Annotated in this window: 16 protein-coding genes and 2 tRNA genes; 12 read left to right on the top strand and 6 right to left on the bottom strand. The window is 40.3% G+C overall.

Going from position 1 to position 18,830, the window contains the following annotated elements:
* Nucleotides 1-44 precede the first annotated feature (44 nt).
* Both ACK4HU_RS01320 and ACK4HU_RS01315 read right to left on the bottom strand, forming a co-directional pair.
* The gene (locus ACK4HU_RS01320) at nucleotides 45-1,373 is read right to left on the bottom strand and encodes an Nramp family divalent metal transporter (protein ID WP_409803027.1); all 1,329 of its coding nucleotides are present in this window, start codon (nucleotides 1,371-1,373) and stop codon (nucleotides 45-47) included.
* Nucleotides 1,374-1,425: 52 nt separating this feature from the next.
* A tRNA-Met gene (locus tag ACK4HU_RS01315) sits at nucleotides 1,426-1,499 on the bottom strand.
* 362 nt (nucleotides 1,500-1,861) lie between these two features.
* On the opposite strand from ACK4HU_RS01315, the gene ACK4HU_RS01310 reads away from it, so the two are divergent.
* From ACK4HU_RS01310 to bshB1, 8 genes are all read left to right on the top strand, one after another.
* The gene (locus ACK4HU_RS01310; protein ID WP_409803026.1) at nucleotides 1,862-2,257 is read left to right on the top strand and encodes an START-like domain-containing protein; all 396 of its coding nucleotides are present in this window, start codon (nucleotides 1,862-1,864) and stop codon (nucleotides 2,255-2,257) included.
* Nucleotides 2,258-2,330: 73 nt separating this feature from the next.
* Nucleotides 2,331-4,094, top strand: a complete 1,764-nt coding sequence (locus ACK4HU_RS01305; protein ID WP_409803025.1) for an LptF/LptG family permease — start codon at nucleotides 2,331-2,333, stop codon at nucleotides 4,092-4,094.
* A 62-nt stretch (nucleotides 4,095-4,156) separates the two neighbouring features.
* On the top strand, nucleotides 4,157-4,432 hold the full coding sequence (gene rpsO, locus ACK4HU_RS01300; protein WP_409803024.1) for a 30S ribosomal protein S15: 276 nt from the start codon (nucleotides 4,157-4,159) through the stop codon (nucleotides 4,430-4,432).
* 99 nt (nucleotides 4,433-4,531) lie between these two features.
* Nucleotides 4,532-6,667: a polyribonucleotide nucleotidyltransferase gene (gene pnp, locus ACK4HU_RS01295; protein ID WP_409803023.1), complete on the top strand. Its 2,136-nt coding sequence runs from the start codon at nucleotides 4,532-4,534 to the stop codon at nucleotides 6,665-6,667.
* Nucleotides 6,668-6,734: 67 nt separating this feature from the next.
* Nucleotides 6,735-7,598, top strand: a complete 864-nt coding sequence (locus ACK4HU_RS01290) for an RNA polymerase sigma factor RpoD/SigA (RefSeq protein ID WP_026951708.1) — start codon at nucleotides 6,735-6,737, stop codon at nucleotides 7,596-7,598.
* A gap of 363 nt (nucleotides 7,599-7,961) precedes the next feature.
* Nucleotides 7,962-8,906 carry a thioredoxin-disulfide reductase gene (gene trxB / locus ACK4HU_RS01285; RefSeq protein ID WP_409803022.1) on the top strand — a complete coding sequence of 315 codons (945 nt, stop codon included), beginning with the start codon at nucleotides 7,962-7,964 and terminating at the stop codon, nucleotides 8,904-8,906.
* A gap of 9 nt (nucleotides 8,907-8,915) precedes the next feature.
* Nucleotides 8,916-9,956, top strand: coding sequence for a peptidoglycan DD-metalloendopeptidase family protein (locus ACK4HU_RS01280; RefSeq protein WP_409803021.1), 1,041 nt, complete (start codon nucleotides 8,916-8,918; stop codon nucleotides 9,954-9,956).
* Nucleotides 9,957-9,968: 12 nt separating this feature from the next.
* A complete protein-coding gene (gene bshB1 / locus ACK4HU_RS01275; RefSeq protein WP_409803020.1) occupies nucleotides 9,969-10,688 on the top strand; it encodes a bacillithiol biosynthesis deacetylase BshB1 in 720 nt (239 codons plus the stop codon).
* Here the strand turns inward: bshB1 and pdxH are convergent, their stop codons facing one another.
* Nucleotides 10,689-11,324: a pyridoxamine 5'-phosphate oxidase gene (gene pdxH, locus ACK4HU_RS01270; protein ID WP_409803019.1), complete on the bottom strand. Its 636-nt coding sequence runs from the start codon at nucleotides 11,322-11,324 to the stop codon at nucleotides 10,689-10,691.
* 104 nt (nucleotides 11,325-11,428) lie between these two features.
* Between pdxH and ACK4HU_RS01265 the strand changes: the two genes are divergently transcribed.
* The 3 genes from ACK4HU_RS01265 (at nucleotide 11,429) to ACK4HU_RS01255 (ending at nucleotide 14,526) form a co-directional block, all read left to right on the top strand.
* Complete coding sequence (locus tag ACK4HU_RS01265) at nucleotides 11,429-11,998, top strand: YqgE/AlgH family protein (RefSeq protein WP_409803018.1); 570 nt, start codon at nucleotides 11,429-11,431, stop codon at nucleotides 11,996-11,998.
* A 48-nt stretch (nucleotides 11,999-12,046) separates the two neighbouring features.
* Complete coding sequence (locus tag ACK4HU_RS01260; RefSeq protein WP_409803017.1) at nucleotides 12,047-14,356, top strand: DUF349 domain-containing protein; 2,310 nt, start codon at nucleotides 12,047-12,049, stop codon at nucleotides 14,354-14,356.
* Between the two features lie 97 nt (nucleotides 14,357-14,453).
* A tRNA-Thr gene (locus tag ACK4HU_RS01255) sits at nucleotides 14,454-14,526 on the top strand.
* A gap of 480 nt (nucleotides 14,527-15,006) precedes the next feature.
* On the opposite strand, the gene ACK4HU_RS01250 is transcribed toward ACK4HU_RS01255, so the two are convergent.
* Nucleotides 15,007-15,450 carry a hypothetical protein gene (locus ACK4HU_RS01250; protein ID WP_409803016.1) on the bottom strand — a complete coding sequence of 148 codons (444 nt, stop codon included), beginning with the start codon at nucleotides 15,448-15,450 and terminating at the stop codon, nucleotides 15,007-15,009.
* Between the two features lie 350 nt (nucleotides 15,451-15,800).
* Between ACK4HU_RS01250 and ACK4HU_RS01245 the strand changes: the two genes are divergently transcribed.
* Complete coding sequence (locus tag ACK4HU_RS01245; protein ID WP_409803015.1) at nucleotides 15,801-16,178, top strand: hypothetical protein; 378 nt, start codon at nucleotides 15,801-15,803, stop codon at nucleotides 16,176-16,178.
* A 487-nt stretch (nucleotides 16,179-16,665) separates the two neighbouring features.
* On the opposite strand, the gene ACK4HU_RS01240 is transcribed toward ACK4HU_RS01245, so the two are convergent.
* Nucleotides 16,666-17,784: a Gfo/Idh/MocA family protein gene (locus ACK4HU_RS01240; protein WP_409803014.1), complete on the bottom strand. Its 1,119-nt coding sequence runs from the start codon at nucleotides 17,782-17,784 to the stop codon at nucleotides 16,666-16,668.
* A gap of 183 nt (nucleotides 17,785-17,967) precedes the next feature.
* Nucleotides 17,968-18,828, bottom strand: coding sequence for a sugar phosphate isomerase/epimerase family protein (locus ACK4HU_RS01235; RefSeq protein ID WP_409803013.1), 861 nt, complete (start codon nucleotides 18,826-18,828; stop codon nucleotides 17,968-17,970).
* Between the last annotated feature and the right edge of the window lie 2 nt (nucleotides 18,829-18,830).

Raw genomic sequence — 18,830 nt, 5'->3', positions numbered from 1 at the left:
CACCTTATTTTACGGAAGCCTTCCTTCGGGAAGGCTTTTTTGTTTTAGAAAAGTTTGAAAATCCCGTAGCCAGAGACCAACAGAATAGATATTACACTCAGCCAAAAAATAATCTCAGACCACCAGCCTGAGACTAACTGCAATTTTCGATTTTTTGCTCTGAATTTGATCCCTGCAAATACCACCACAAGCAAAAGTACAGAACCAACAACGCCTCCGGACAGGATCATAAAACCCGGTAATTGCACAAAAAGAAAAGTCAGGATCCAAATTAAAGGAAGTACCCAAGCCAGGATTTTAACCCATTTTTCTCGACCTGTTCTATCATTAGAGGTTATCCATTCTAATTGGGAAAAGATATCAGGGAAAAGCCGTGACCAATATGCAAGTGTGGCAAAAACACTGGAATAAAGTGCGAAAAATGCTCCGATCAGGTAGCCATATCTAGCACCTGAACCGAGCGATTCAGTATAAATAGCCGCCAATGAATTGATCAGATCCATGCCATCCGGTAATGAATTCTCACCATATAGTATTGCGGCACCAAGCAAGTAAAAGGCAGCAGTTACCAAAGTGTAGATGACCATGGCCAAGAAGGCATCCATGTACATGATTTTGATCCAACCCTGAGCGCGCTTTTTCCAGGCCTCTGATCCGTCATTGGGCCCTGTAAAGGTGGCGTACCCCTTTTCCTGACACCAATAAGTATAGGCAATGATTTCATCGCTGGCAACTCCAGTAATACCAAATGCTCCGATAGCTACAAAAAGGACTTCTTGAGGAAGATCAAAGGTTAGACCTGAGAGGACATCAGCAGCAGTAAACGCAAATGGGGTAAAGAAAAGACCGATAAGGGAGGCAATAGTAAAAAGTGTAAACCCGAAAACCATCAGCATCGAAGTCTTTTCAATTATATGATAGTAATTTTTGAAAATTAAGAGCCCTAGGCTAAATCCCAATAAAACAATCCAAACAACCATTGAAACCTGAGGAATAATCAAGTTTAAAACTATTGCAGCACCACCAAGCATACCTCCGAGTTGAAGGATCTTGAATAATGTCAGGACAAAAGTGGACCAGACCGCCCAGTTACTTTTCTTTATTCCTAACCCTGACAAATCCCCGAACTCTTGCATCAAGGGTTTTCCCGATACAATGGCATTTTTTCCAAATTCGAGTTGGACGGAAACTTTGATCAGGCAGCTGACAAGGATAACCCAAAATGTGATAAATCCTCCTTTAGCGCCTAAGATAGTGGTAGCGATTAATTCACCTGAACCCACGATAGAAGCTGAAAGAATGAATCCTGGACCTAAAAAGCCAAGTTTTTCAAAAAAAGAATCAGGTGGATTTTGGGTTTGTTTGAAGCTCACCTTTGAAATATAACCAAAAATGAAAAAAGGCTTCCATTTCTGAAAGCCTTTGTAGCGAGAGGGAGATTTGAACTCCCGACCTCAGGGTTATGAATCCTGCGCTCTAACCAACTGAGCTACCTCGCCAAATATTACTATAAACCAACATATCAAATTAATCAGGAGATTTGAATTCCCGTCCGCCGCGGCGGATATGAATCCTGCGCTCTAACCAACTGAGCTACCTCGCCAAATATGAATCCTGCTCCCGATAGCCATCGGGATACCTCGCCAAATATTCTTAATAAAATTTGTTCGGATGTGGATTTCTAAAATTAATGGTTATATTAAACCACCGTCAAATTTTAGAAAACAAGGCTATTTCCGTGTGAAATAAGCCATTTATAGCCCTTCTCAAAAGGGAATGCAAATATGAGGTCTTGTACTCTGAAATGCAAGTTCAGTTCTGAGAAATTGTGTGAATAAGTCACCTGAAAAAAAAATAGATCATGGTCAAAAATAAGTTTGTAGCTGATTATCAAATAAATGCTTCTAAGAAAATTGTTTTTCAATATTTGAGTACAGCGAGTGGATTAGCTGAGTGGTTTGCAGATGATGTGCGAATCGATGAAGACAGAAATTACATCTTCAACTTCGATAATGAAGATCACCATGCAAAATTGACCTCTTTGAGAACAAATCTTCATGTGAAGTTCGATTTTTTTGATCCCAAAATTCCAAATGAAACAGATCATTCCTTCATTGAATTCAAGCTGGAAGAAAATGAATTGACTCAATCGCTTTTCCTAAAAGTCATTGATTACTCAAATGAATATGAAGAAGATGAGCTAGATGCTATTTGGGATGGGTTGATTTCGAGGTTAAAGGAAATTATTGGGGGATAAATCCCATTCAATTCCCCAACTTTGAACTTCGGAAGAAAATTATCGTTTTCTTTGCCGGTGGTAGTAATTACGGATGAAAAAACTCGATAAGCTTATTCTAGGTTCTTTTCTGGGACCATTCCTGCTCACTTTTCTTGTCGTTGACTTTATATTGCTTATTGTCAATATGCTCAAATATTTCGATGAGATTTTTGGCAAAGGTTTGGGATTTTTTATTTATGCCGAACTGATCGGGTATTTCGTGATCAGTATTTCTCCAATGGCTCTGCCACTTGCCGTTTTGCTTTCCAGCCTAATGACATTTGGTAACTTGGGCGAACATTTTGAATTAACGGCCATTAAAAGCAGCGGGATTTCTTTAATTCGTGCAATGAGGCCAATCGGGATTTTTGCCGTGTTCCTGACGATTGGCGCCTACCTTTCGAATAACTATTTGGTACCAAAAGTTAACCTGAAAACCTTCAGTTTACTCTATGATATCCGAATGAAATCACCGGCATTGGATATCAAAGAAGGTGTTTTCTATGCAGGAATTCCTGGGTACAGTATAAAAGTCAATGAAAAGCGTGACGATGTCCGGCTAAAAGATATCATCATCTACAACCATGCTGATCAGCAAGGTAATCTGAATGTGACCTTGGCGGACTCAGGAAGGATGGAAACCTTCTTTAGTGATAGTTATCTCAAATTGACCTTGTACAATGGAATAAATTATAAGGAGGATCGTCCAACTCGGGGTATTTCAGAGCCTCCCGTGGAGTTTTCAAGAACCAAATTTGATGAAAACGTTATCGTGTTTGATTTAGATGCATTTCAGCTTAGCCGTACTCCAGAAGATCAATGGTCGACAAATCGTGCTATTAAAAACATTGCGCAAATACAGGTAGGGCTAGATTCTATTTATTCTTTGGTCAATGATCTAAAATTTCAGAATTATCAAACTGCAGAAAGTATCTATCCATTTTTTACCAAAAACAGAAAACTACCTCCTCCGGATGATATTAAAAACCGGAAGCAAAAAGATGACGAGGAAAGGAGGGTACGAATTGAACGAGAACGAAGAGAGAGAGACTCAATTGAAAATAGTAAATCTAACACAGATACTTTGCCTTTTAAGAATGTTGACTCACTTCAAAGCCGGGAATTGAAAGTCAATGTTGCTTCTAATCCAGAAAACCCACGTTTGGATTCTATTTTCAAACGAAAAATATACCGGAATTCAACAAGGATAGATTCGGTCACTCCATCCTCAAATATCATTACATCTGTAGATACTTCAGGACTTGAGGTGAAGAAAAAAGTTATACGTACAGAATCACTTACAGCCCAAGAAATGGAGTTAATTGATTCAATCATGTTCAAGCGGGGCTATATTTCCAATGCTTTAACAATGGCTTTGAACAATTCAAGAAATTTGAAAAACACGTTTAATGTCAAAATGGCCCAAATAGATAATCACGAACGAGAATTCAGAAGATATGAAATTGCCTGGTATCAAAAATACACCCAAGCTTTAGCCTGTTTTGTCATGTTTTTGATCGGCGCGCCTTTAGGTTCAATTATAAAAAAAGGAGGCCTTGGAATGCCCGTATTGATTTCCATCATCTTCTTTATCATGTTTTATATGTTAACCATAACAGGTGAAAAATGGGCAAAAGAAGGAGTGACGAGTTCGTTTTTCGGTACTATTTTCTCCAATTTATGTCTTATACCCTTTGGATTATTCTTTTTGAGGCAGGCAAGAAAAGACGCGAGACTATTTGAAGGTGATTTTTATGTAGGTATTTGGAAAAAAGTTACCTCATTTTTGCCTAAATCCTCAGTAAAGTCCGATTGAACTTTTACTTTTTGAAATAATAACCTTACTTTTGTGACTGTTTTAAATTAATTTAGCTAAACATGTATTTAACATCAGAGAAAAAACAAGAGTTGTTTCAAAATCATGGACGGTTAAAATCTGCTACTGACACAGGATCTCCTGAATCACAGATTGCCCTCTTCACACACAGAATCCAACATTTGACTACTCACTTAAAGTCAAACAAAAAGGATCACTCTACCAGACTAGGTTTGTTGAAGTTGGTAGGTAAGCGTAGAAGCTTACTAGATTACCTCCATAAGAAAGAAATCGAGCGCTACAGAGCAATCATTGCTGAGCTCGGAATCAGAAAATAATCAATTAGTAAGGTTTTCTTAATTGAGAACCTTACTTTTTTCTTTTTAAGCTAGATGAATAAATTTTTCAAACCGAAGAAATCAAATAAATAACCATTTATGTTACCAAATTTAATTACAAAGACCATTCACTTACAGGATGGCAGAGAAATCACAATCGAGACGGGTGCACTTGCAAAACAAGCAGACGGTGCAGTAGTTGTGCGGATGGGAAATGCCATGATTTTGGCTACAGTAGTTTCTAAGAAGGAGGCAGGAGAGAATGTTGACTTTTTGCCGATGTCAGTTGATTACCAAGAAAAATTTGCCGCTTCCGGCAAAATTCCAGGCGGATTCTTGAAAAGAGAAGGAAGACTTTCTGACTATGAAATCCTTATAAGCCGCATGGTTGATCGCGCAATTCGTCCAATTTTTCCGGATGATTACCATGCCGACACAAATGTAGCCATCACTTTAATGTCGGCGGATGATAACGTTCTTCCTGACTGTCTTACTGGATTGGCAGCTTCTGCAGCTTTGGCGGTTTCCGATATTCCATTTAATGGCCCAATTTCGGAAGTAAGAGTAGCAAAAGTAGACGGGGTACTTGTTATAAACCCATCTCCATCTCAATTGGTAAAATCCACTTTGGAATTTATTGTGGCTGGATCTATTGACTATATTTTGATGGTAGAAGGGGAAGCCAATGAAATCTCTGAAGATGAGATGGTTGAAGCCCTTCAATTTGCGCACGAAGAAATAAAAAGACATTGTGCTGTTCAACTAGAACTTACCAAAGCTGTAGGCAAAGAAGTGAAACGTGTTTACAATCACGAAAAATCTGATCCTGCACTTTTTGACAAAATGAAAGCGGAGCTATACGGAAAGCTTTTCGAGTCAGTTTCCTTACAAAATGCGAATAAATCAATAAGAACAGATCTGATTAAGCAAATTAAAGATGAGTTTGTCGCTAGTTTGGGTGAGGATCATGGATTTGAAAAAAGCCTGATCGGACCATACTTCCATAAAATTCACAAGGAGGCTGCTCGTAATCTTACGCTTGAGACCAAGAAAAGATTGGATGGAAGAGATTTGAATGAGATCAGACCAATCTGGTCTGTAGTTGATTATTTACCTTCGGCTCATGGTTCAGCGATTTTCACAAGAGGAGAGACTCAGTCCATTACTACTTGTACACTCGGTACCAAAATGGACGAGCAAATGGTAGACGGAGCTATGATTTCTGGTTATAACAAATTCTATTTGCATTATAATTTCCCTGGCTTTTCTACAGGAGAGGTAAAAATCAACAGAGGACCAGGAAGACGTGAAGTAGGTCATGGTAATCTTGCCATGAGAGCTTTGAAAAAAGTGCTTCCTGCAGATAACGAAAATCCGTACACGATCAGAATCGTATCGGATATTTTGGAATCCAACGGTTCATCATCGATGGCAACTGTATGTGCTGGTTCTTTGGCACTAATGGATGCTGGTATTCCAATTAAAGCACCTGTTACGGGAATTGCAATGGGTATGATTTCCGATCCAAAAACTGGAAAATATGCTATTCTTTCTGATATCCTTGGAGATGAAGATCATTTAGGAGACATGGATTTCAAAGTTACAGGTACTGCTAAAGGAATCACTGCTTGTCAGATGGACCTTAAAGTAGAAGGTCTCGATTATTCAGTATTGAAAGAGGCTTTGTATCAGGCGAAAGAAGGTCGTTTACATATTCTGGATGAAATCACCAAGACATTGGCTGCTCCAAAAGCTGATCTTAAGCCGCATACTCCACGCTCATTTATGATGTGGATTCCTAAGGAATTAATTGGCGCAGTTATTGGGCCTGGTGGAAAAGTAATTCAGGAGATCCAGAAAGATACTGGAGCTACAATCATAATTGAAGAGGTTGAAAATCAGGGTAAAATCAATATTTTCTCCGCAAATCAATCAAATATGGATGCAGCAATCAGAAGGATCAAAGCAATTGTGGCTCAGCCTGAAATTGGAGAAACTTATACTGGTAAGGTGAAAAACATTCAACCGTTTGGAGCATTTGTGGAATTTATGCCAGGTAAAGATGGTTTACTCCATATCTCTGAGGTGAAGTGGGAGCGTTTGGAAAGTATGGATGGTGTCCTTGAACCAGGTGAAGAAATCATGGTCAAATTGATCGATGTGGATAAAAAGACAGGAAAATTCAAGCTTTCTAGAAAAGTTCTCTTGCCAAAGCCTGAAAAACCTGTTGCTTGATCTAAGCTTGATCAAACAATTGACTATCTTAAAATATTAAAAATTTATTTCTCAAATTCTATTCTGAATGAGGCAGCTAAAAATTAGCAAACAGATTACCAACAGAGAATCCCAGTCCCTGGATAAATACTTGCAGGAGATTGGTAAAGTCGACCTGTTGACAGCAGATGAAGAGGTGGTTTTGGCAAAAAGAATTCGTGAAGGCGATCAACTTGCCCTCGAAAAACTGACCAAAGCAAACTTAAGATTTGTAGTGTCTGTGGCCAAGCAATACCAAAACCAAGGTCTTTCCTTGGGTGATCTGATCAATGAAGGAAACCTTGGCTTGATCAAAGCTGCTCAGCGTTTTGATGAGACGCGAGGTTTTAAATTCATTTCATACGCAGTGTGGTGGATTAGACAGTCTATTTTGCAAGCACTAGCTGAGCAATCTAGAATCGTTCGTCTTCCATTAAACCGGGTGGGTTCATTGAATAAGATCTCCAAGACTTTCAGTGAATTGGAGCAGAAGTTTGAGCGTGAACCTTCTCCTGAAGAATTAGCTGAAGTGCTTGAAGTTACTGCTTCTGAGGTAGTTGACACCATGAAGATATCGGGACGTCACGTGTCTATGGATGCGCCGTTTGTACAAGGGGAAGAAAATAGTCTTCTCGACGTTCTTGAAAATGATGGTGACGAAAAGCCGGATGACGGATTGATGACTGATTCACTTCGAAAAGAAGTACAGCGGGCGCTTTCTACCTTAACTCAACGAGAGGCTGATGTTATTACCCTTTACTTTGGATTAAATGGAGAACACGCCATGACTCTGGAGGAAATCGGTGAGAAGTTTAATTTAACCCGAGAGCGAGTACGACAAATTAAAGAAAAAGCAATCCGAAGGTTGCGTCATACTTCAAGAAGTAAGACCCTTAAACCTTACCTAGGATAAATTTCAAAAGGGGCTTAGGCCCCTTTTTTATTATATGCTTTTCCGAAAATTATATCTCTGAGAATAAGTGACAATACTCACCTTTGGGAATTTTAACTTCTTGTAATTTTGTTTCATGTGTTTATAATTTGATTTTTATAGGCCACATGGAATCTTAGCATGGATTATAAACATCCCTCTGTGTGTCGCTTTGGGTCATGCTCGATTTCATATGATTATAATTTGATTTTTATAGGCCATATAGAATCTCGCTTGGATTAAATTCTTCTGTGTGAAACCCTAGGGTCATTCCTGTCTGCTTCAGGTAGGCTCGATCTCATATTCAGAAATGATAAAATTTAAAAGATTTAACACATTCGATTAATGAATCAAGAAATAGAACGGGTCAAAGTATTGATCATAGGATCAGGCCCTGCAGGTTATACTGCCGCGATTTATGCAGCTAGAGCAGGAATGACTCCGGTATTGTATACAGGAGCTCAACCAGGAGGTCAACTCACAATTACCACAGATGTAGAAAACTACCCAGGATATCCTGATGGTGTAATGGGCCCAGAAATGATGGAAGATTTCAGGAAGCAAGCTGAAAGATTTGGAACCTCTGTTCGTTATGGAATGGTGACCAAAGTTGACTTTAATGTTCGTCCTCATAAAATAATTGTAGATGATCAGATTACAATCCTTGCTGATAGTGTAATTATTTCTACCGGAGCATCTGCAAAATGGCTTGGAATAGAAAGCGAATCCAGATTGAATGGCAGAGGAGTATCTGCCTGTGCGGTCTGTGATGGGTTTTTCTTCAAAGGTCAAGTGGTAGCAATTGTCGGGGCAGGGGATACTGCTTGCGAAGAAGCTTCCTATTTGGCAAACATTTGCTCTAAAGTTTATATGATCGTGAGGAGGGAAGAGATGCGAGCTTCCCAAATCATGCAAAATCGTGTGATTAATAATCCAAAGATTGAAATTCTTTGGAATACGGAGACAGAAGAGATTTTAGGTAAAGAGGATGTGACTGGTGTTAGGGTGGTTAACAATAAATCAGACGAAAAGCGCGAAATAGCAATTTCTGGCTTCTTTGTTGCTATTGGACATCAACCAAACACCGAAATCTTCAAAGATTTCATCCAAATGGATTCTTCTGGGTATATCAAGACTATTCCAGGAAGCACCAAAACCAACGTGGAAGGTGTTTTTGCATGCGGTGATGCACAGGATCACGTTTACAGACAGGCAGTTACTGCAGCCGGAACTGGTTGCATGGCTGCTCTGGATGCGGAGCGTTTCCTTGCTTCACAAGAGAATCATTAAAATCAATTGATGAGTAAGTTTAATCTGAAAGTAATTTTGGTAATGCTGTTGAGCATTGGTTTCCTAGAGGCCAATGCTCAAGTTTTTCCTAAGATTATTAAGAGAAATAATACAACTAATCCGGCGAATGCTCAAGAACGAAAAAATATCGAGCTTAGGCAATTTGATCAGGATTCCTATCTGAGAACACTTTCCTCTCAGACAGATTCGATGATTTTTCAATATGATGTAAACCTTGCTAGAATTCGATCCATTATTAGTGAAGACCGAAATGTGATGTCTTGGGCGCCCACAAATCAGCTGATACGTGTATCGGAGCAAATTCAGATCGACAGTATTTGGGTTACGGCCTTCGAATATTTTTCCAATTGGGACAGTCAAAAAGTTGATATCTATAATTTCGACATTAGGAATTTTACTGATAGTCTAAACTTGAGGCTCTATGACCCTCGGTACGGACTCGATTGGAAAATGCCAGTTGAAAGTCCAATTGTAAATTCCAAATATGGTTATCGTTGGAAAAGAATGCATTACGGAACCGACTTGGATTTAAATACCGGAGATCCGGTATATTCAGGATTCGATGGTATTGTGCGGGTCAAATCCTACGATCGGTATGGATATGGGTATTTCTATGTCGTAAGGCACAAAAATGGTTTGGAGACAGTCTATGGACACTTGTCCAAACATGTCGCTGAGGTTGGAGATGAAGTGAAAGCAGGAGATTTGCTTGGTAGAGGTGGTTCAACAGGAAGAAGTACTGGTCCCCATTTGCATTATGAATTAAGATATAAAGGCATTCCTTTTGATCCGGAGCGTGTTTATGATTTTGAAACAAAGGCGATTTCAGTTCAAGATCTATTAGTTTCCAAAGAACTATTTGGTCAAACGATTCAAGCCAGGACCGCAGCGTATCACAAAGTGAAACGAGGCGACACCCTTGGATCAATCAGTAGAAAATATGGCGTCACAGTGGCTTCATTGACTCGCTTAAATGGCATAAATTCCAGAACTGTCTTGAGGGTTGGTCAAAATTTAAGAGTGAAATAATACCAGGAACTAATGACAAAGCTCGACATATTAGTCATTGCAGCACATCCAGATGATGCCGAACTGGGTTGCTCAGGCACTATAGCTGCGCACGTTGCCAAAGGCTACAAGGTAGGAATCGTCGATCTTACCAAGGGTGAAATGGGAACTAGAGGAACACCCGAAACCCGAATTCAAGAAGCTGAAGAAGCTGCGAAAATCCTAGGACTTTCTGCTCGCGAAAATTTAGGTTTTGACGATGTTTTTTTCAAGGATGATAAAGATCATCAGTATGAATTGATCAGAATCATCCGTAAATATCAACCCGAAATTGTTTTGGCAAATGCGATCTCAGATCGACATCCAGATCATGGAAAGGGTGCAAGTTTGGCTACTCATGCTTGTTTTATGAGCGGCTTGAGAAAAATTGAAACCAGCTTTGAGGGAATTACCCAAGAGCCTTGGAGACCCAACTTTGTTTACCATTACATTCAGAATAATTACATCAAGCCGGACTTCATTTTTGACATCTCTGAATATTGGGACACCAAAGTAGCCAGTATCATGGCTTTCAAGTCACAGTTTTACGATCCTTCCAACCAAGAACCTGCTAGCTTTATTTCTTCTCCAGAGTTTTTGCCTTTTATTGAATCCAGAGCAAGAGAGTTTGGTCATCGGATTTTATCCAAATACGGAGAAGGATTTACAGTAGAGCGATTAATAGGAGTCGAGGACTTATTCGATCTCAAATAATTAAGGAGCGAGTCTGGAAATTTCCCATTTCCCACCTTCTTGTTTTTCATAGCAGATCCTGTCGTGGAGTCTGCTTGGTCGTCCTTGCCAAAATTCAATTTTAAACGGAAGAAGGCGAAAACCTCCCCAATGTGGCGGCCGGGTTATAGGTTCAATAGAAAATCGCTCTTCCATCTTTTCCATCCTGAGATTTAGTTCTGAACGATCTGCAATGACTTTGCTTTGAGGGGAAGTCCAGGCTCCGATTTGTGAATTTTTAGGTCTTGAATGGAAATAAATATCGGATTCCTGTTCACTTACTTTTTCGATTTGCCCCATTACTCTTACCTGTCTCTCTAACTCAGGCCAGAAAAAAGTTAACGAAGCTTTAGGATTGGCTTCAATTTCCTGTCCTTTTTCACTTTCATAATTTGTAAAAAAAACGAACCCGTGGTCCATTTCCTTTAGAAGGACGATTCGGCCATTCGGAAATCCATTTAAACCAAGGGTCGAAAGACACATTGCATTGACCTCTGGCACTTCAGAATCAATAGCCTCGTCCAGCCAAACTTTGAATTGATGAAAAGGGTCGAAGCTTACATCATTGAAATCCAAGGATTTGATCGTGTATTCTTTGCGTATATCTGAAAGCTTCATGATGTTAGAATAAATGGATTAATTTTTCCTTGTTAAAAGTACCACTGCCATTGGTTTTTTAAAATTTAAGCCTATATTTTTCTCCGAAAAGGAAAGACAAGCATATGAACAACGATCCTTCTAGAATTCCTCAGGCAGGGAACTTACTTATCTCAGAACCATTTTTGCAGGATGAAAACTTCGTGCGTTCAGTGGTATTGCTTTGCGAGCATAATTCAGAGGGAAGTTTTGGATTGGTTCTCAATAAACCTTCAATTCTGAATTTAAGTGAATTAGTAGAGGAACTTTCATTTTTGAACAATGAAATTTTTGTGGGTGGCCCTGTGGAACAAAATACGCTTCACTTCATCTATTTCGGAGACAAGAAAATAGAAGGAAGTATCTCCGTTGGTGATAATTTATGGTGGGGAGGCCAATTTGATTCCTTAGTTGAAAATTTAAAGACAGGGGCGATAGATTCGGATTCCGTCCGGTTTTTTATTGGTTACAGCGGTTGGGCTGCGGGTCAACTTTCAGATGAAATTGGTGAAAACACATGGATAATTTCGGACCATAATCTGGACGTGGAAATTCTTCAAAATACACCGGATGAACTCTGGCGGTCGGTCCTAAAAAACATGGGAGGGGAGTTTAAGGTAATGGCAAATTATCCCCTGGACCCAAGATTAAATTAGGCAAAATCCCTACTTTTGCCCATATTGCCGCCTAATAGTAGAGTTTTTATGACTGAGAAAAGTAACGAATTGTCTGACAAAGACAAGGTGACCCAAGCTTCTGTGAATGAAGGGGAAGGTATCAAAAAAGTAGATCAAGCTGAGCAAACAGATGGAGAAGCAACAGCAGAAGATGAGGAATCCGAATCAGTAGAGGCTGTCAGTGCAGATTCTGAGTCGAGCATCACCGAAGCACCTGTTGAAGAAGCACTTATTTCTGAAGTAGCCTCTGTATCCGAAGAAGTTGAATCCGATTCAGATCAAGCTAAAAAAGAAGAAATTACGGAAAGTGAGGTTTCCGAGCAAATTTCTGAAGAAGTAGGGGTAGAAGAAGAAGCTGTCGAGGCTGAAAAAGAAGGGGTCGAAGCAGCAGCTGAAGAAGAAGAAACTGAAGAAGCTGCAATTGAATTAGAAGTAAGCCCAGAAATAGCTTCTGAAGAAAAAGATGAAACCCCAGTACTTGCTGCGGAAGTTACTGAAGTAACCGAATCTGCCGTTGAAACTGCCGAAAAAGGTACTCAAGAGCTCCAATCCGTCGCAGAAACTGCTGCAAAAGATTCCCTAGAGACCGAATCAGAAGAATCCGATCAGGAGGAAGACCATTCCGATGAACCTGTCGAACTTTCAGGTTTGACATCCATCCAACTTTTAAAATTACTCAAAGATAAAATTCAGAATACTCCAATTCTTAAGTTGGACAAGATTGCCCACGAGATCAAGTCTGCCTTTGACGAATTGATTTCCAAGGAAAAAGAAGAGGCATTCACTAAATTCAAAGCTGAAGGTGGGGCAGAGGATGAATTCGAATATCGTCAGCACGAAGAAGAACGTGAATTTTTAAAAGTCTTCAATGACTTTAGATATCAGCTTAACTCAGTCAGAAAAGAAGCTGAAAGACAAAAAGAGAAAAACCTTGCAACAAAGACTGAATTATTAAACAAACTTCGGGACTTGGTAGATGGAGAGGAAACCACGCTGAGCATGGCTACGATCAAATCCATTCAGGATGAGTGGAAGTCTATTGGTCCGGTTCCGACTTCTCAAAACAGAAACCTGTGGGCAAGTTTCAATGCCCTGATGGATAGATTCTATGATAATCGTAGTATCTATTTTGAGCTGAAAGAGCTCGATCGAAAAAAGAATCTGGAAAGCAAATCGGAACTCTGCGAAAAAGCTGAAGCTCTAAAAAATGCGCCTGATCTTAAAGAAGCAATTCGACAGTTGAATGAGCTTCACGAGGAATTCAAGCATATCGGGCCTGTGCCTAGAGAAGAGCAAGAAGCCCTTTGGCAACGATTCAAAGCTGCTTCGGATGCCGTCTATGACCGCAGAAAAGACTTCTATGAAGGCCAAAAGGAGGTCTTCAAGCAAAATCAAACCGAGAAGGAAGCACTGATCGCTCAATTAGTCACGTTCGCAGACTATAAGGCTGATCGTATAAAAGATTGGAATATCAAAACCAAAGAGATCCTCGAGATTCAAAAAACTTGGGAAAAAATTGGCCCGGTAACAAAAGAAGCCGGTAAGGAAATTAACAAGGCTTTTTGGGCCGCTTTTAAGCATTTCTTCCACAATAAAAACATGTTCTTCAAGGAACTGGATGAAATCCGTGCAACCAACCAAAAGAAAGCGGAAGAGCTCATTTCTCAAGCAGAAGCCTTGATGGATAATAAGGATTGGCAATCCACCGCCAACCAACTGGTCCAACTACAGCAAGAATGGAAAAAATTGGGTCCAACACCTGAGAAAAACCGAGATAGTCTCTACAAAAAGTTTAAAGCAGCTTGTGATACTTTCTTTGAAAATAGAAGAAATTCCAACAAGCAGTCCAACAATGAGTTCGATGAAAATCTGAAGAAAAAGCAGGATATCATCAAGCAAATCCAGGAAGAAGCCAAAGGCACGGAACTTAGTGAAGATACCTTGACCACACTTGTTTCGGAATTCAATGAAATCGGATTTGTTCCTAGAAAGAACATCAAAGAAATTCAAGCTCAATTCAAGGAGGCTGTGGACGCCTATCTGGAAAAGCTCGGCGGAAGTGGATCGGGAAGAGAAGACTTCTTGTTTAGGTTAAACCTGAACCGAATTCAAACTGACCCCAATTCGGCAAAAACACTCAATAGAAAAGAGCATGGAATCCGAAAGCAGATCACTGATCTTGAAAATAGCATCACGCTTTGGAGAAACAACCTCGAGTTCTTTGCAGCTTCCAAAACTGCCGACAAACTCAAGGATCAATTCGATATCAAGATAAAAAAGGCCGAAGAGGAGATTGACAAATTGAAGAGCAAACTTTCAATTCTGAAGGAATTCTAAATTTTTCCTGCTCAAAACCTGAGAGATAGAAAAAACTTAGGAGATGAGTTTGGAGTAAATGTAGTCAAGGCCTATATTTGCACCACCATAAAGGAAAGCCTCTTTAGCTCAGCTGGTAGAGCAACTGACTTGTAATCAGTAGGTCGCTGGTTCGATCCCGGCAAGGGGCTCAAAAACCACTCAGAAATGAGTGGTTTTTGTATTTACAGCCGATCTGTCTTAGATCATGTCAGGAATTATTTTTTTTTAATAATCAAAAATAGTTCAACACCCTTCGGGGTTGTTTGCCTCGTTCACATGTTCTTTCCCTAGGTTTCACCTAGGGCTATTCAGAAGTTCGATCCTTTCAGGATCGTTAGTTCTTCACCAATCTTTTCTGATTCCAATTTCCAAGAACTTCTGAATGGCCAAACTTCCGACCCCTGATAAGGGGTCAAACTTTTCAATAGCCGCGGGTGCAACCCGTGGATAAGAAGATAACGACATGATCCCCAAGACCCCGAAGGGCGTCGAACCTTTTTTCAATTCTGTTTTATCTTACTTCAACAGGGATTTTCAGTTCCGAACTGAACTTTTTCATCTTTGAGCTAAAGTATTTCAGTTCGGAACCGACATGGATCATCTTTTAGCTTAAGTGTCGGGGATGGTTTTTACCTTTTTACAAAAATCAAGTAGTCATCCGAGACGGAGTCGATTTTTCTAAGCGTAATGCGATTTGAAATAACAGAAAATTGATACCAGTTTGCATTAAGATTTTCAAATTTGGGATTTGAAGAAAACGCAGTTTGAACTTCGATTCTTCCAGAATCAACTCTTGTGCTCCATAATCCCTGAGCTAAAAGTTGGGTTCCACGGTAGGCTTCCACTTGTCCATTTGATAAAAATGAAAAAATAACCCCTTCAAAATCCTTTACTCTGTCTATACCACCAAGGACAAAAAAACTAATTTCCCACGGTCCGGATGTTAGGTTTTGGACTAGGTTATTTTCCGTCCGATTTTGGTCTTCTTCTTTTTCACAAGCACTCATTATAATAGCGAACCAAAAAAGTATTAGAATTCTTTGCATATGATTATAATTTGGTTTTATAGCCACACCTGCCTGCCTGCCGGCAGAATCTTTGCATGACTAAATTAATTCTATCAGTTTGAGTGCTGGCCCCATACTCAATTCTTTAGGTCTTAATGTTGGTTAACGGAAGTTGCTTATTTTGGGTTGGAGTATATAAACATAGAAATTTAAACCCATGGTTATTTTTGAACTCGATGCTAAGCAAGATCTGAAGACTTTTACAGAAATTAAGAAAATCTTAAATTAACTATGGAAATGCCTTACCATTTTTACTGTTGTTACCAAAGTAACTTTTTAGTTAATTTTTGCTTTCGAGCGGTTTAACCCTCAACATTTTTCCGTACTTTTTGTCCATTATTTAACCAAATACTAACATGAAAAAATTAAGTATTAATTTCTTTGGCCTACTGATCGCACTATCGGCCACATTTGCCCTGTCCAGCTTTACTACTGTGACCCCTGAATATTATGAGGGAAAATGGGAAGTAACTGTTTTTGACACTCCTCAAGGCACTGCTACGATTCCTATGCGTTTCGAAACCAAGGATGGCAAAACTACAGGTTATTTTATTGCAGATCCATCCGGCGCTGAGACGCAAATGACTTCTGTTTCCATTACAGGGGATAATTTGGTAGCATACTTCAACATCACCGGCTACGATGTATATCTAAGTCTGGTGAAAAAAGATGACGATGTTTCTAAAGGATCTTTGATGGATATGTTTACAGCTGAAGCCAAGAGAGCGAAGTAATCAGAGTATCAAGTAGCTAGATTTTAGTATCAAGACCTTTGAGGTTTACAAGAACCTCGAAGGTCTTTTTGTTTATAAGCCAATAGCAATTTTTTTTTTCACTGATTTTCGCAGAAAAAGTAGCGGATCTTCGCTGATTTACACCATTTAGCACCATTTAGCGCAAGTCTTCAGACCTGCCTTGCCGTCAGGCAGGCTTGTCCTTACCTGAATGCAGTCTTCAGACTGCCACTTGAATTTGAAAGTGAAGCAGTCTGAAGACTGCAGCATAGAAAGTCCAAGACTGAAGTCTTGAACCAAATTCGTCCAAAGTACCTCCCATGAAAAGCTTTAGCTTTTCTTCTTTGTGCCCTTGAATAAGGACAGAAAATTCCTGAAAGCTTTTAGGTTCCGACAAAGACCAAATCCTTACCAACCTTTCCTTAGAGAGCTTTGCGGTTAAAAAATATTGAATGAAAAAAGGCAGCCTCCCAGCTGCCTTCTCTATTCACTTTTTGTTAATCGTGAATTCCGGGAGGTATTTGATTTTTCCGCCTTCCATTGCAGATTCATGCGCCAAAATCCCCACACAGGTGATATTGGCAGACTCTCGTGCATCCGGATAAGGAGCGCGTCCTTCGGTCAAGGCATTCAGAAACTCATTGACCAAGTGTGGATGCGAACCTCCATGTCCGGAACCCTGAATGAAGGACAAATGCTGATTGTCATCCCCATCATACACGCCCTGTGTGGTGAATGAAGCGATCTCATCCGGTAGCAAATGGGCATAATCCGGGATTTTGACTTTCTCAGGAACTTCTCCTGTATGGATCACCGAGTCCTCATGCTCGATCAAGGTCCATTCAAAGGACTTTTTGGAACCATACACATCGAAACTCTCCCGATACTGCCTTGCCGTGTTGAAAAGTGACCGAGTAACCTCAGCCGCTAAATCAGAGTCTTTGAGTTTGATATGACAAGTCTCAATGGCAAAAGGAGAACCATACTTGGGAATCAGATTTTCATCAATTCTACCTGAACCCAGACAAGAGACATATTCTGCCTGTCCTTTTGGCAAGGCCAAAACAGGACCGACGCAGTGCGTCGCATAGTGCATAGGAGGGAGGCCTTCCCAATATCCCGGCCATCCGGCCATTTCCTGCTGATGTGAAGCCCGGAGGAATTGGATTTTGCCTAGTTCGCCCTTCTCATACATTTCCTTAACGAATAGAAATTCCCGACTGTATATCACCGTTTCCATCATCATGTAAGTCAAGCCCGTTCGCTCGGTTTCCTCTACAATGGCTCTGCATTCCTCAACTGTGGTCGCCATGGGAACTGTACAAGCAACATGCTTTCCTGCACGAAGGGCTTTCAGGGATTGCTCGGCGTGATTTTGAATTGGAGTATTGATATGAACTGCGTCAACGTTGGGATCTTTCAGCAATTCATCATAGTCGGTGTAGACTTTTTCAATTCCAAAAGCTTTACCGATCTCATCAGCCTTTTCTTTATTTCGCTGACAAATTGCATACATGTTTGCCAAGGGATGCTTTTGGTAAATCGGAATAAACTCCGCTCCAAATCTCAGTCCGATGATGGCGATGTTGATTTGTTTTTGACTCATGAGTAGATAGTGTTTTGGGTTTTAAAGATGTTGGGAAGTATGGAAGTTTGGAGGTAAGGAAGTTGGGAATACCGATCTCGGATGTCAGATGACCGATGTAATCGTGACTGATGCGATGATCTCGTAATTCGTATTTCGTCAATTGTACTTTGATTTCATAATTCATACTTCATCTTTCATACTTTAATCTGCTGCCCATTTCCGCAAGAACTCCAGGCCATCTTTGGCGAAGCCATCCTGAGAAGGAACCAAAGGTTTCCAGATGCAAACGGCACCAGCTAACTCTTTTACATCCGGGGTAAAGCTTTCGATAGAAATCAAACCTTGATAATTGATCGCTTCCAATCCCCGCTTCCAAGCCGCCCAATTGGTTTGACCCGTTCCGGGAGTGCCCCGATAGTTTTCGGAAACTTGGACATGAATAAGTTTATCTCCGACTGTTTTGATTGCATGTTCGATATTCGGTTCCTCGATATTTAGGTGAAATCCATCGAGAAGTGCCTTTGCCTGCGGTTCGTTGATGTCTGTGATCAATTGCATTAATTCTTCAGCAGTATTGATTAGATCAGTTTCAAATCGATTAAGAGTTTCTAATGCGATTTCCAAACCGAATTCTCCGGCACGATTGCAGACTTTCCGAAGGTTAGTCACAGCCCGATTCCATTCGATTTTCTTTTGTTCTGGAGAAACCAAACGTGCTTTTCCTACGGCTGAATACATCGGACCTGCTACGAAGCCCGCACCAAGTTCCGATGCAATTTCAAAGCAGGAATCCAGATAGTCAAAGCAAGTTTGATGAAATGCCGGATCATCATGGGTAAGATCTCGACTCGTACCGAAAGCGCCACAGATCACGGGACTCAGCTCATTATCCGCAAGTGCATCCTTTACAAAGTTTATATCGATCAATGCCGGATCTTCGACAGGAATCTCCACCGCATCGTAGCCATAACTTTTGATTTTAGGGAAAAGCTTGACAGTTTCTTTATTGAAAGGGGAGGTCCATAGCCAGGTACTGACTGCAAATGTTACATTCAATGCCATGA

Source organism: Algoriphagus sp., from assembly GCF_046296635.1.
Taxonomy (GTDB): domain Bacteria; phylum Bacteroidota; class Bacteroidia; order Cytophagales; family Cyclobacteriaceae; genus Algoriphagus.
The sequence above is the reverse complement of the archived record's forward strand: the minus strand, read 5'-3'. Positions and strand labels throughout refer to the sequence as shown.

What these genes read in the sequence shown, in the direction of transcription:
- ACK4HU_RS01310 (WP_409803026.1), top strand. Translation starts at nt 1,862, where the DNA reads ATGGTCAAAAATAAGTTTGTAGCTGATTATCAAATAAATGCTTCTAAG.
- ACK4HU_RS01305 (WP_409803025.1), top strand. Translation starts at nt 2,331, where the DNA reads ATGAAAAAACTCGATAAGCTTATTCTAGGTTCTTTTCTGGGACCATTC.
- rpsO (WP_409803024.1), top strand. Translation starts at nt 4,157, where the DNA reads ATGTATTTAACATCAGAGAAAAAACAAGAGTTGTTTCAAAATCATGGA.
- pnp (WP_409803023.1), top strand. Translation starts at nt 4,532, where the DNA reads ATGTTACCAAATTTAATTACAAAGACCATTCACTTACAGGATGGCAGA.
- ACK4HU_RS01290 (WP_026951708.1), top strand. Translation starts at nt 6,735, where the DNA reads ATGAGGCAGCTAAAAATTAGCAAACAGATTACCAACAGAGAATCCCAG.
- trxB (WP_409803022.1), top strand. Translation starts at nt 7,962, where the DNA reads ATGAATCAAGAAATAGAACGGGTCAAAGTATTGATCATAGGATCAGGC.
- ACK4HU_RS01280 (WP_409803021.1), top strand. Translation starts at nt 8,916, where the DNA reads ATGAGTAAGTTTAATCTGAAAGTAATTTTGGTAATGCTGTTGAGCATT.
- bshB1 (WP_409803020.1), top strand. Translation starts at nt 9,969, where the DNA reads ATGACAAAGCTCGACATATTAGTCATTGCAGCACATCCAGATGATGCC.
- pdxH (WP_409803019.1), bottom strand. Translation starts at nt 11,324, where the DNA reads ATGAAGCTTTCAGATATACGCAAAGAATACACGATCAAATCCTTGGAT.
- ACK4HU_RS01265 (WP_409803018.1), top strand. Translation starts at nt 11,429, where the DNA reads ATGAACAACGATCCTTCTAGAATTCCTCAGGCAGGGAACTTACTTATC.
- ACK4HU_RS01260 (WP_409803017.1), top strand. Translation starts at nt 12,047, where the DNA reads ATGACTGAGAAAAGTAACGAATTGTCTGACAAAGACAAGGTGACCCAA.
- ACK4HU_RS01245 (WP_409803015.1), top strand. Translation starts at nt 15,801, where the DNA reads ATGAAAAAATTAAGTATTAATTTCTTTGGCCTACTGATCGCACTATCG.
- ACK4HU_RS01240 (WP_409803014.1), bottom strand. Translation starts at nt 17,784, where the DNA reads ATGAGTCAAAAACAAATCAACATCGCCATCATCGGACTGAGATTTGGA.
- ACK4HU_RS01235 (WP_409803013.1), bottom strand. Translation starts at nt 18,828, where the DNA reads ATGGCATTGAATGTAACATTTGCAGTCAGTACCTGGCTATGGACCTCC.